The sequence below is a fragment of the Streptosporangium sp. NPDC023615 genome, from assembly GCF_040640155.1.
In the GTDB taxonomy this organism is placed as follows: Bacteria; Actinomycetota; Actinomycetes; order Streptosporangiales; family Streptosporangiaceae; genus Streptosporangium.
The window spans coordinates 15,731-27,443 of record NZ_JBFABE010000085.1; the positions used below are offsets into that span (position 1 = coordinate 15,731).

9 protein-coding genes and 1 riboswitch are annotated in these 11,713 nt (G+C 71.8%); of the genes, 3 read left to right on the forward strand and 6 right to left on the reverse strand.

Annotated features, from left to right (window positions below):
* Nucleotides 1–78 precede the first annotated feature (78 nt).
* From AB0G16_RS34910 to AB0G16_RS34925, 4 genes are all read right to left on the reverse strand, one after another.
* Complete coding sequence (locus AB0G16_RS34910) at nucleotides 79–1,056, reverse strand: sugar ABC transporter permease (protein WP_362814718.1); 978 nt, start codon at nucleotides 1,054–1,056, stop codon at nucleotides 79–81.
* An 83-nt stretch (nucleotides 1,057–1,139) separates the two neighbouring features.
* A complete protein-coding gene (locus tag AB0G16_RS34915) occupies nucleotides 1,140–2,492 on the reverse strand; it encodes an extracellular solute-binding protein (protein WP_362814721.1) in 1,353 nt (450 codons plus the stop codon).
* 625 nt (nucleotides 2,493–3,117) lie between these two features.
* Nucleotides 3,118–3,837, reverse strand: a complete 720-nt coding sequence (locus tag AB0G16_RS34920) for a CHAP domain-containing protein (RefSeq protein WP_362814723.1) — start codon at nucleotides 3,835–3,837, stop codon at nucleotides 3,118–3,120.
* Between the two features lie 19 nt (nucleotides 3,838–3,856).
* A riboswitch (cyclic di-AMP (ydaO/yuaA leader) is annotated at nucleotides 3,857–3,995 on the reverse strand.
* A gap of 567 nt (nucleotides 3,996–4,562) precedes the next feature.
* Entirely contained in the window at nucleotides 4,563–5,423 is an 861-nt protein-coding gene (locus AB0G16_RS34925) for an oxidoreductase (RefSeq protein WP_362814725.1), read from the reverse strand.
* 202 nt (nucleotides 5,424–5,625) lie between these two features.
* On the opposite strand from AB0G16_RS34925, the gene AB0G16_RS34930 reads away from it, so the two are divergent.
* The 3 genes from AB0G16_RS34930 to AB0G16_RS34940 all read left to right on the forward strand — a co-directional run bounded on the left by AB0G16_RS34930 (nucleotide 5,626) and on the right by AB0G16_RS34940 (nucleotide 9,309).
* Entirely contained in the window at nucleotides 5,626–6,666 is a 1,041-nt protein-coding gene (locus AB0G16_RS34930) for a hypothetical protein (protein WP_362814727.1), read from the forward strand.
* A gap of 205 nt (nucleotides 6,667–6,871) precedes the next feature.
* On the forward strand, nucleotides 6,872–8,077 hold the full coding sequence (locus tag AB0G16_RS34935) for a DUF6716 putative glycosyltransferase (RefSeq protein ID WP_362814729.1): 1,206 nt from the start codon (nucleotides 6,872–6,874) through the stop codon (nucleotides 8,075–8,077).
* A gap of 191 nt (nucleotides 8,078–8,268) precedes the next feature.
* Nucleotides 8,269–9,309: a DUF4331 family protein gene (locus AB0G16_RS34940; RefSeq protein ID WP_362814731.1), complete on the forward strand. Its 1,041-nt coding sequence runs from the start codon at nucleotides 8,269–8,271 to the stop codon at nucleotides 9,307–9,309.
* 46 nt (nucleotides 9,310–9,355) lie between these two features.
* On the opposite strand, the gene AB0G16_RS34945 is transcribed toward AB0G16_RS34940, so the two are convergent.
* Nucleotides 9,356–10,639, reverse strand: coding sequence for a polysialyltransferase family glycosyltransferase (locus AB0G16_RS34945; RefSeq protein ID WP_362814733.1), 1,284 nt, complete (start codon nucleotides 10,637–10,639; stop codon nucleotides 9,356–9,358).
* A complete protein-coding gene (locus AB0G16_RS34950; protein ID WP_362814735.1) occupies nucleotides 10,636–11,565 on the reverse strand; it encodes a glycosyltransferase family 2 protein in 930 nt (309 codons plus the stop codon). Before AB0G16_RS34950 ends, AB0G16_RS34945 begins: the two co-directional genes overlap by 4 nt.
* Nucleotides 11,566–11,713: the final 148 nt, after the last annotated feature.

Here is an 11,713-nt window from a genome sequence, read left to right on the forward strand (position 1 = left end):
CCCAGATGCTGTTCCGCGCGGCCGCGGGGCCCTGACGGCGCCTGGGCGGCGCCGGAGGGCGCTGGAGCTGGGTGGCCGTCACTTGGAACCCCCGATACGGCGGGTGAAGGAGTAGTTGATGAGCGTTCCGATCAGGATCAGCGCGAACAGCAGCCACGAGGCGGCCGCGGCGTAGCCGAAGTCGAAGTCGCGGAACGCCTCCTTGACGATGAACATCGCCACGGTCTGGTACTGGCCGGTGGCGCCGCCGCTCATCGTCGGGTTGCCGTCGAACATGACCGGCTCGGTGAAGAGCGTCAACCCGCCGATGGTGGAGATGAACACCACGAAGATGATCGTCGGGCGCAGCATCGGGAAGGTGATCTGCCAGAACTGCCGCCTGGCCGAGGCACCGTCGATGGAGGCGGCCTCGTAGAGGTCCCTGGGGATCGTCTGCATGGCGGCCAGCAGGATGATCGCGTTGTAGCCGGTCCAGCGCCAGTCGATCATCGTGGAGATCGCGATCCACGAGGACCACTTCTCGTTCTGCCAGTTGATCGCGTCGACGTTGAAGAGGCTCAGGAACCAGTTGATCATGCCGTAGTCACGCCCGTAGAGCTGGGTGAAGACGACGGCGACGGCGACGACGGAGGTGATCAGCGGCAGCAGCACGCCGAGACGGAAGAAGAGCCGTCCCCGGATGCGCTTGTTGAGCGCGTTGGCCAGGAGCAGGGCCATGACGAGCTGCGGGACCGTCGACAGGACGAACATGCCGAGGGTGTTGATCACCGCGTTCCAGAAGGCACCGTCGGTGATCAGCGCGACGTAGTTGTCGAGGCCGATCAGGGTCTTGTCGCCGGCCAGTTCCCAGTCGTGCAGCGAGACCCAGAGGGTGTAGCCGAGGGGGAAGATGCCGAAGACGGCGAAGAGCAGGAAGTAGGGGGAGACGAGGAAGTAGGGGGTCGCCCGGAGATCGAACCGGGCCCACCCGCTGCCGCGCCGCGGTCCGCGGTGCCCTGCCGGCCGCTGGGGGCCGGGCCGGGGCGGGGCGGCCGGGGAGTCGACGTGCAGTGTCATCGATCAGAGCCTTTCAGCCGGGGCAGACGACCGGCCCGGCGGCGGGGTCACCGCCGCCGGGCCGATGCGGGTCGGGAGGGGGATCAGCCCGCTGCCTTGACGCCGGCCTCGATGAACCTGGTCCAGGCCTCGCCGTAGGGGACGGAACCCTGGTCCATGCCTTCCAGGACCTTCTCCACCGAGGTCTTGACCTGGGCGTGCTTCTCGCCGAGGAAGACCGGCAGCAGGTCCTTGACCGACTCACCGAAGATCTTGCCGGTCGGGGCGTCGTTGAAGAACTCGTTCTTCAGGTCGGCGACCGCGGGGTCCTGCTGGGCGGGGATGGAGCTCGGGAAGGCCGCGGCCTCCTGGAAGGCCATGACGTGGCCCTCCTTGCCGGTGAGGTAGTTCAGGACCTCGGCGGCCTCCTTGGGGTGCTTGCTCTGCTTGGGCACGGCCAGGTAGGAGCCGCCCCAGTTGCCGGCGCCGCCGGGAACCGCCGCGACGTCCCACTTGCCCTTGTTGCCCTCACCGGCCGCGCCGGAGACCACGCCGAGCATCCAGGCCGGGCAGCCCATGGTCGCGAAGCCGCCCTTCTTGATGGCGGCGTTCCACGGCGGGGTGAAGGAGGCGAGCTTGGCGGTCAGGCCCGCCTCGCTGAAGCTCTTCACCGTGTCGAAGGAGGTCTTGATGGCCGGGTTGGACTCGATGACGAGCTTGTTCTCCTTGTCGAAGTAGGCGACGTTGCCGTTCTTCGGCGCCTCCTGCGACAGGATCACGTTGTAGAGCGTGTTCGGGCCGTCGAGGAACTTGGGGTCGCTCTTGCCGGGGTTGGCGGCCTGGAACTTCTTGCCGACCTCCATGAAGGCGTTCCAGTCCGGCCAGAGCTTGCCGACCTCTTCGCGCTCGCTGGGCAGGCCCGCCTTCTCGAACAGGTCCTTGCGGTAGCACATGGTCATGCCGCCGATGTCGGTGCCCAGGGCGAAGAGCTTGCCGTCGGCGTTGATGCCGTTGTCCCACTTGGCCGCGGGGAAGTCGGCCTTGCGGCTGTCCAGCCCGTACTGGGCCAGGTCGGTGAAGAACTGCGGGCGAGCCTTCATGAGGCCCATCGCGCCCTCGTCCAGGGCGATGATGTCGGCCGCGCCGCTGTTCGCCTGGAGGCGCTGGAGCAGCTGCGGCAGGTAGACGTCCTCGAACCGGTCGGTCAGGTTCTGGTACTTGACCTGGATGTTCGGGTGAGCGGCGTTCCAGGTCTCCACGGCCTTGTCGTAGCCGAAGTTCTCGCCACCTCCGAAGGTGTGCACCGTGATCGTCACCGGCTCCGCCGCGGCGGCGGAGGAACCGCCGGCCGCGGGAGGCGTGGCGGGCTCGCTGGAACCGCACGACGTGATGGCCAGGGCGGTGGCCGCCATGACCGCTACGGCGGCCAGCTTGCCCTGCCGCTTGTTGTTAAACATTCCGGACCCCTCTCAGGTGGTCGCCCGAATCATTGGGAGATGACATCGCGCACCGGCCCCGACAACGCGGTCTCACGATGTGGTCTTTCCTCAATGTGCTTTGGGAGCGCTCCCACGAAGAGTGGACGATGGGCGTCCAGGACGTCAATACGCCGAAACGTAACCGTTACACGCGAGGCGTTTCGCGGGGTCTAGACGCCCTAAATGGTGATATACATCCCATATAGGGTTTTGGGAGCGCTCCCATCACACGGGCATACAGTCAGGGCATTTCGCGCGCTCCCGACACACGGCCCCTCCAGGTGCGATCCGGAACAGGGCCGTGCCGCCGTGCCGCCGTGTCAACATGCGGTCACGCGCCGCGTCGCCGCGTCGCCGCGTGGTCGTGTCGCCCTGCCGTCGTGTGGTCACGACCCCGTGCCCTCGTGCCCGTACGGGAACGGTGGGCCCGTGCGAGCGGGGTCCTCTGGGGCCACGATGACGGTACCGCGTGGAAGGGGTGACGGGCGTGCACGGCGAGGCCCGTCCCCGGCGGCGGGAGACGGGCGTGGGCGGCGGGACGGGCCGCGATCCCGACCGGCGGTGGATCGGGATCGGGCGGGGAGGATGCGGGCCGGGGGAGGGGTCAGCCGGCGTAGACCGGGTAGCCGTAGCCGGCGACCTGGGAGACGGGCCGGATGCGCTGCTCGACGTTGCCGTTGCCGGTGTTGCCCTCGATCGTGGTGATCGTGCCGTCCCCGTTGTCGTGCTTGACGAAGCCGACGTGGTCGATCCCGTCGATGCTCTTGCCGCCCTCCCAGTCGAAGTAGACGACGGCGCCGGGGGTGGGGACGGTGCCCCAGTGGCCGTTCTCCGCGAACCACCTGGCGTGGGTGACGGTGTAGGCGTCCCAGCCCATCGTGGGCCGGATGCCCGCCATCTCGCCGACCCAGGACACGAACATCGCGCACCAGGGGGCGTTGGCGTAGCCGTAGACGTTGCCTCCGTCGCGGGCGGCGGTCTCCTGGGCGCGGGGTGAGGACATGTACCACTGGTGGAACTTGGTCCCGCCGCCCATGGAGTTCTCCCGGACGCCGATCTGCTGGGCGGCCAGGTTCAGCACCTGTGCGGCCGTGACCTTGGGAAGCCGCTGGGCCGCGATCTCCAGGGGGGTCCTGGCGGACCCGGCGTCCTGCGAGACCTCCGCGGTCCTGGTGTCGGCGGGAGGGGTCAGGGCGGTGTGGTCGTCGGCCAGGGCGGCGGGGCCCAGGACCCCGGCGCCGAGGACGACGGAGGCGCCGAGCAGGATGCGTGCCAGGCGGGAAACGGTGGGGGTGGGGGTGGGGGTGAGGCGGTGCTCGGTCATGATGGGGGTTCGACTCCTTGCGTCGCTTCCATGCCGCCTACCGGGTTAGCTGACGGGTTCGGGCTGGGAAGTGCCCTACGACGCACGGATGCGTTGATTCACCCCAGGAACGTGGTTCCCCGGTTCCGCAGACCTCGCGGATTCGGCGGCCGTGCTCACCGGGGGCGGAGGGGGTCCGCCTCGACGAGACACGGTCGGGCAATGTGACGGCAATGCTCAGACCTTGATAGACCTAGACATTTGCCATGAACGGGACGAACGTACGTCATGCAGACAGACGATTACAAGCAGGACACATTGCCATTAGTTGGTAGTAGGCCCTGGTCAGGCGGGTAGAGGGGGGTGTTCCCGGGAGGGAGCGAGGGGAAGGATCACCCTTCTCGCGACCTTCTCGTGCCCCTGTCCGAGGCCGAGCCTCCCCGGCCGGGCAGGCGGGGAACCCCGCTGTCCCCGGCGATCCGGCGAGGGCTCCTCGTCTGCCCGCGCGCGGACCGGGGTCCCCGGGAGGGGGACGGGTCGCCCGTCCCGAAGGTCACCGTGCATACGTTTCATCGAACTGGCATTCGATGGTAAAAACTCGGGGAGCCCCGGACGATCTTTCTTAAATCCTACTCAAAATCTCTTCAATGCTTCCCGGAACCTCTGCGAAACCTCTCCAAGGCCCTTCCCCGCCGGTCGCCGGGCGACGCGTGAGCGTCCTCAGCGGCCGTCCTCAGCGGCCGTCCTCAGGTTTCGGCGAACCGTACGCCGGTCAGCTCCTCCGACACCTCCCACAGGCGCGCCGCCACCGCCGGGTCCATCGCCCGGGCGGAGGGGCGCAACACCCGGGGCCCGGGGCCGACGTACTGGCCGCCCTCGGCCTCGGGGGAGGTGGCGGCGTACAGGGAGGGCAGGGCGCCCTTGGCGGGCGATCGCAGCAACAGGCGCATCAGGGCGTTGAGGGGGCGGCCCGTCCTCAGGATGCCGGTGGCGGTCGTGCCGGGGTGGGCCGCCAGGCTGAGCAGGGCCGCCCCCGAGGCCTCGGCACGGCGCTGCAGCTCCAGGGCGAACAGCAGGTTGGCCAGTTTGGAACGGCCGTAGGCGGCCCACGAGCCGTAGCGGCGTTCCAGGCCCAAATCGTCGAAGTCGATCTCCCCGAAGGCGTGCGCGCCGCTGGAGACCGTGACCACCCGGGCCGCCGGGGCGGCCAGCAGGCGCGGCATCAGCAGGCCGGTCAGGGCGAAGTGCCCCAGGTGGTTGACGCCGAACTGCGTCTCGAAACCGTCGGCGGTCGTCCCCCGGGGCATCGGTCCCAGCCCGGCGTTGTTGACCAGCAGGTCCAGCGGCCCGCCGACCGTCCCGGCGAAGGCGCGCACCGAACGCAGGTCGGCCAGGTCGAGCGCGCCCACCTCGACCGCCGCCCCCGGGACCTTCGCCCTGATCGCCTCCAGCGCGTCCCGGCCCCGCCCGGGGTCACGGGCGGTCAGCACGACCCTGGCCCCGTGCCTGGCCAGCTCCAGCGCCGTCGGCACGCCGATGCCGCCGCTCGCCCCGGTGACCACCGCCGTGCGGCCGGTCAGGTCGGGTATCTCCTCGGCCGTCCACATGGCTCGCCCCTCTCCCGCCCCGCCGCCGTGCGGCCGCGGCCCGCCCACCGGTCCCCGGCGTGGATCTTCGAATACGGGAAGTGTACGGAACGGCTCCCTCTTCCGCGGCAAAGCCACGCAAGATCACGAATGGGTGCGCGTGGTTCGCTGTTCACCCGCAGTTCCCGGGCCGGTAAGGCCGCCGGGTTACGGTGTGGCGGTCGTGAACGGGTCATCGCCCGGCGTGGAGGACGGCCGAGACCACGCGCGGGAGCAGGGTTCGGCCGTGGCCTGGGTGGAGTCCCCGCTGCAGATGCTCTGCGCCGTGGAGGCCCACCATGCCGGGCTGCTCGGCGCGCGCGGTCACCTCGTGCCCAGGGCGGGCCTGCGCCCCCTGGCCGTCACGGGACGCGAGCTGAGGCGTCTGCGGCTGCCCGAGGGGCTCGAGCTCGCCGAGGCCCGGCAGGACATGCCCCGGCCGCCCAGGGGGCGTACCTGGGCGCTGGGCGACGCCTTCTCCGGCAAGGTCCAGTTCCGCTGGCTCACCGCCGCGCCCGGCCGGGTCGTGATCGTCGACGACGGCCTGGCCACGATCAGGCTCCTGGAGCTGATCACCGGCGGGCTCGGGACGCCCCTGCTGCGGGCACGCGGCGGCGCCGGGCGGCTCAGGACCGTCCTGGGCGCGGCGGCGGGACTGCGGCTGCGCGCCGCCGCCCGTTCCGGCCGGCTCTCGATCTTCACCGCGCTGCCCGTCGCCCCGGACCTGGCCAGGGCCGTACGGGCCAGGGGGATCGACCTGGTCACCCACGACTTCGCCTGGTTGCGCTCGCAGCCGCTGCGCAGGCCCCGTCCGGAGGAGCGGACCGTGGTCCTGGGCACCTCGCTGGTCCGCAACGGCCTGATCCACCGGGAGCACTACTTCACCTGGCTGGCCGGACTGGGCGCGGACGGGCCGGTGGCCTACTTCCCGCACCGCCGCGAGGACCCGCACGACCTCGCCCGGGTCGCCGAGCAGCGCGGGATCACCGTCTACGACGGCGGCATCCCCGCCGAGCTGACGCTGCGCGGCCTGGGCGCCGAGCAGCGGGTGCTGAGCCTGCCGTCGACCGCGGTCACCTCGCTGCGGATCCTGCTCTCGGCGCGGGGCGTGACCGTGCGGACGGTGGACGTGCCCGACGAGTGGTGGACGGCCCAGGCGGCGCCCTCGCTCCGCTCCCACCTGTCGATGTTCGCCCATCACGACACCGGGGTCGCCGGATCATGACCCGCCGGTCCGACCCCGGGACCCGCCCGGCCGTGACGCGATGACCCCGTGACCCCGTGACCCCGTGACCCCGTGAACCCGCGATCCCCGCGGGCGGGACCCCGGGGATCATCCGCCCGCGGGCGCGTGCCGTGCCGCTTTTCCTGTCCACGTACGACACCGGGGGGCGCCCCCCGGCTGGAGGTTCCCGTTGAAGGTCCTGGCCGTGGCCGACTCCGATTCCTATCTGAAGTGGGCGGCCTGCCTGCTGCGGGAGTTGCCCTCGAGCTGCACGACGGAGCTGGCGGTGATCCGTACCCCGATCGTGCCGTCCCCGGCGCAGATCGAGGCCGCCGTCGCGGGTTCGGCGGCCGAGCCGCCCGTGCTCACGGCCCGCGCCCTGCGCAGGGCCGCCGAGCGGTTCGGGCCCGACGTGGTGCTGGTGGCGTGCACCGGCCCCGTGGTGGACGTGCTGGTCGCCGAGGTCCTGGCCGGGCTGCGGCCCCGGCCGGTGTTCGCGTCGGGGCTGCCGGGCATCTCCGTCCCCGCCACCGAGAAGGCGTGGCTGTTCCGCAGCGGGTGCGAGCTGTTCGTGCTGCACAGCGGGCGGGAGGTCGAGGAGTTCTCGGCGATCGGCCGCGCCCTGGGCGGGGGCGGCCAGGTGGGGCTGGCCCGGCTGCCGTTCCTGCACGGCACCGCGACGGCGACCGGGACCGGGGGGCCCTCCGCGGCCGGCCCGCGCGACCGGGTGGTGTTCGCCACCCAGGCCAAGGTCCCCCGGCGCCGGGAGGAGCGTGAGGACGTCCTGCTGGCCCTGGCCGATCTGGCCGGTCGCCGCCCCGACCTCGACGTCGTCGTCAAGCTCCGCGCCCTGGACACCGAGCGCCAGACCCACAACGAGCGCCACCACTACATGAGCCTGTGGCGGTCGCTGGCCGAGCAGGGCCGGGTACGGGACGACGCCGTGCGCTTCGCCACAGGTCCCATGCACGAGCACCTGACCCACGCCGCCGGGTTCGTCACGGTCAGCTCGACCGCCGCGCTGGAGGCCGTCGCCCGCGAGGTGCCGCTGCTGGTGCTCTCCGACTTCGGCGTGAGCGCCGAGATGATCAATCTCGTCTTCGAGGACAGCGGGCTGCTCGGCACCCTCGACGACCTGGCCGACGGGCGTTTCCTGGTCCCGGACGCCGCCTGGTGCGAGGCCAACTACTTCCACCCCCGCGCCGCCGACGACTGGACCTCCCGCCTGGTCTCCCTGGTCGGCCAGGCCCGCTCCGGGCGGCTCGTCCCGGCCCGCTCCCTGCTGGACGGCCCCGAGTACGCCGCCGCCCGCCGCCGAGCCCGGATGCGCGTGGAGGTCCCGCCGAACGTGCTGCGCGCCGGCTACCGCGCCAAGCGCAGGATGCGCCGCTATCTCCGCGCGCTCCGGTGAGCCCTGACCGGCACCGGCGAGCACCGGCGAGCACCGGCGAGCACCGGCGAGCACCGGAGGGTCCCGCCGGGTCCCGCACCGCCCGCCCCGGCCCGGAACTTGATCCAACCTTGAACGTCCGGTCGTGTCGTCCACGGCGAAAGCGGTGAGGGTCCCCTCGGGAGATATCGGAAGAACCCAAGGACGGTCCCATGTCGCACCACCTCGACTCCGAGCAGGCCCGGCAGGACGGCCGCCTCGACATCACCGACCACTACGTCTTCCGTGGTGAGAGCGGGACCGTTCTCGTCCTGAACGTGAACAGCTCCCTGGCGGGACCGGGCGCGCGACCGGGGTTCCACCCGGAGGCGCGCTACGAGTTCAAGATCCACATCGACGGCGCGGTGACGGAGGACCTCACCTACCGGGTGGCGTTCGGCGAACCCGCCCCCTCCGGTGAGCAGGGCGTCACCCTGCGCGTCCTGACCGGTCACGCCGCCCGCAACGACACGGCGCCGGGCGACCTCCTCGCCGAGGGCACGACCGGTGAGATCATCTCCGGCTGGGACGGCCTGCGGCTGTGGGCCGGCCGGGCCCTCGACCCGTTCTACGTCGATCTGGCGCAGGTCCGCGCCGTCAACGCGGCCGTCAGGAACGGCGCCCCGGTCGAGACACCGGGCTGGGAGCCGGGCGCGGCGAAGAACAGCTTCTCCGGCTCGACCGTCCACTCGATCGTGCTGGAGATCCACGACCGGGACCCGCGCCTGGGCTCCGACCGGCGCGTCGGCGTCTGGGTCACCACGAAGCTCGCCACCGACGCGGGCGGCTGGCGGCAGGTGAACCGGGAGGGGCGCCCGATGATGTGGCCGATCTTCCGGCCCGACGACGGCGAGCGGGCCGGCGCCGCGAACCTGGTCCACCCCGCCGACGAGATGGGCGCCGAGAGCGAGCACATCGCGCGTCTCGTGGCCGGGGTCGCCGCCGCGAACGGCGTCCCGGGCGACCCGGTCGCCTACGGCAGGTCGGTGGCCCACCGCCTGCTCCCCGACCTGCTGCCCTACCGGACGGGCACCCCGGCGGCCTTCGGGTTCGCCGAGCACAACGGCCGCACCCTCGCCGACAACGCCGCCGAGGTCATGTTCTCCCTGGTGCTGAACGCGGCGACGAGCACCGGGCTGTCCCCCGCGGGGTCCGCGGACACGCGCGGCGACCGGTTCCCGTACGTGGTGCCGGGACCGGGCGACCCCGGCTGACCCGCCCCGTACGCCGGAGAGGGCCGAACAGGTCCCGCGCCCGCGCTCAGGACGACGGGAACGCCCTCGTCAGGCGGCCTCTGAGCCTGCCCAGGGCGGACCGCTCCCGGGGGGCGGGGGAGGAGACGGGCAGCAGGTCCAGGGCGGCCAGCCGCCGGTTCTTGAAGTAACGGTCCGGGCCGTACGCCCGCAGGTAGGAGGCGGCCGTCCCGCGCAGCCCCGGGTACGCCTCGCTCTGCATGCAGTGGCCGACCGCGCCCACCAGCGCCGGGAGGTCCACCGCGGGCGGGTCCTCCAGCGACCCGTCCGCCGACAGGCGCGGCAGCAGCGCGTCGGTGATCGTCACCGGGACCCGGTTGCTGTTCTCGTACGGGATGAGCCTCTCCAGGACCAGGTCGCCGCCCATCGTCGCCACGGGGAGCCCGAAGTACCGCCCGGCGGTGATCAGGGCGGTGGAGAAGCAGCCGACCACGAGCCCGGGGCGGGACCCGGCGAAGCACGACTCGGCGGGAACGGTCTGCGCGACCACCTCCAGCTCGACGCCCAGCTCGGCGGCGGTCTCGCGCAACCGCAGGGCGTGCCGCCGCCCGGCGGCCGGGTGGGGCTTGAACAGCACGTCGCGGAACCCCCGGGCGAGGAGGGCGCGCAGCATGTCGGCGTGGAGCCCTTCCTCCTCCTCGGGGGTGAGGATGTCGAGGGCGGAGAGGTACTGACCGAGGATCATGGCCCGGCCCGAGGGGGCGCCGCCGGTCGGCGCGCCGATCACGTCGAGGAAGGCCCGGTCCGGGACGATCTCGGCGGGCACCCCGTACTCCGACAGCAGCAGCGGGCTCAGGTCCGGGACGAGATCGAGGTGGAGCAGGCGGGTGATCCGCCCGGCGATCTCCAGCGGCAACGGGTCGCGGGTCGGGCCGTAGCTCATCAGGCCGTCGGAGTAGACCGACACGGGACAGTCCCTGACCAGCCCGGCCAGGGTCCTGGAGGGGGGGACCGCGACGGACTCCACCACCAGCTCGGACACGCCGCCGTCCAGGGACAGGTGCGAGGCGAGCAGGCGGCTCAGCATCGGCACCTCGACGACGCGCGCCTTCCAGTCCGAGGGGTGCAGCGGGGCCACGATCTCGTTCCACGAGTGGATCTCGTCGAAACGCGGGCGCAGCGCGGCGAAGGCCGGGGCCTCGTCCAGCGCGGGGGTGATCTCCGGGATCGCCGCGTTGTTGGAGACCAGCAGGATCCGGCGGCCGTCGCGGGGACCGAAGCGGCCGTCGTCGATCGCCGCCGCCAACGTCATCGCGCCGAACAGGGTCGAGGCGTAGAAGAGCTGTGTCATCGGCCCTCCAGGAGCCTGTTCAGGATCTCGTCGCGCTCCGGGTCCAGGCGGGTCTCGGCGAGCAGCCCGGCCGGCAGGCGCCGCAGGGTCGCGGCGCCGCGCTCGGTGAAGCGGGCGCGCAGCTCGGGGGAGAACCGTTCGCCCAGTTCCAGGTGGTGGGCGAGCAGCGCGCGGAAGGTGCGCACCGCCTTGGGCATGAACTCCTCCTCGGTCTCGGCGAAGACCGTGTCGAAGGCGTCGAAGAAGTGAAGCTGGCGGGCGTCGCCGGTCTGGGTCAGCGAGCCCGCGACCAGCCGCCGGTAGAACACCCCGGCCAGCGAGACCACCGCGAACGAGCCCGCCTGCCGGTGCAGCCGCCAGATCCACGGCCTGTCCTCGGCGGTGTGCAGGTGGCCGGGGAAGGTCAGCAGGTCGCCCAGGTCCCGGCGGTAGATCCCCGCCCAGGCGTAGGGGTAGTCGACCATGGTCTTCGAGCGGGCGGGCAGGATGTGGTCGCGCGGTTTGAGCACCGCCTCCCGGGTGGCGAGCGGCGCCCGGTGGATCACCCGCCTGCGCCCCTCCACCTGCACGTGGTCGACCCGGACGAAGTCGCAGCCGAGCCGCTCGATCGCCGCCACCAGGTCGTCCAGATACCCCGGGGCCAGCCAGTCGTCACCGTCCATGAACGTCACGTAGCGGCCCGAGGCGAGGGAGAGCCCGAGGTTGCGCGCGTCGGCCAGCCCCACCGGCGCCTCGTTGTGCAGCACCGTCAGACCGGGCAGATCGGCGCGGAAGTCCTCGATGATCTGCCCGGTCGCGTCCACCGACCCGTCGTCCACCACGACGAACTCGAAATCCCGGCGCGCGTTCCTCACCAGGGAAATCAGCGCGTCACCGATGTAGAGCTCCGCGTCCCGCACCGGAACGACGACGGACAGTTTGATCAACGAACTCTCTCCATTCCGGAACCCACCTCAGGCCACCCCAGCCCGCCCCTGCTCCCACCGGAAACCCTGTCCCTGCCCCGACCACTCCCCTCAGGGACTCCCCGTGAGCCCGCGCCGGCGACTGGACCGAGGAGAGGGGGATCGTGAG

What these genes read in the sequence shown, in the direction of transcription:
- AB0G16_RS34910 (WP_362814718.1), bottom strand. Translation starts at nt 1,056, where the DNA reads ATGACACTGCACGTCGACTCCCCGGCCGCCCCGCCCCGGCCCGGCCCC.
- AB0G16_RS34915 (WP_362814721.1), bottom strand. Translation starts at nt 2,492, where the DNA reads ATGTTTAACAACAAGCGGCAGGGCAAGCTGGCCGCCGTAGCGGTCATG.
- AB0G16_RS34920 (WP_362814723.1), bottom strand. Translation starts at nt 3,837, where the DNA reads ATGACCGAGCACCGCCTCACCCCCACCCCCACCCCCACCGTTTCCCGC.
- AB0G16_RS34925 (WP_362814725.1), bottom strand. Translation starts at nt 5,423, where the DNA reads ATGTGGACGGCCGAGGAGATACCCGACCTGACCGGCCGCACGGCGGTG.
- AB0G16_RS34940 (WP_362814731.1), top strand. Translation starts at nt 8,269, where the DNA reads ATGTCGCACCACCTCGACTCCGAGCAGGCCCGGCAGGACGGCCGCCTC.
- AB0G16_RS34945 (WP_362814733.1), bottom strand. Translation starts at nt 10,639, where the DNA reads ATGACACAGCTCTTCTACGCCTCGACCCTGTTCGGCGCGATGACGTTG.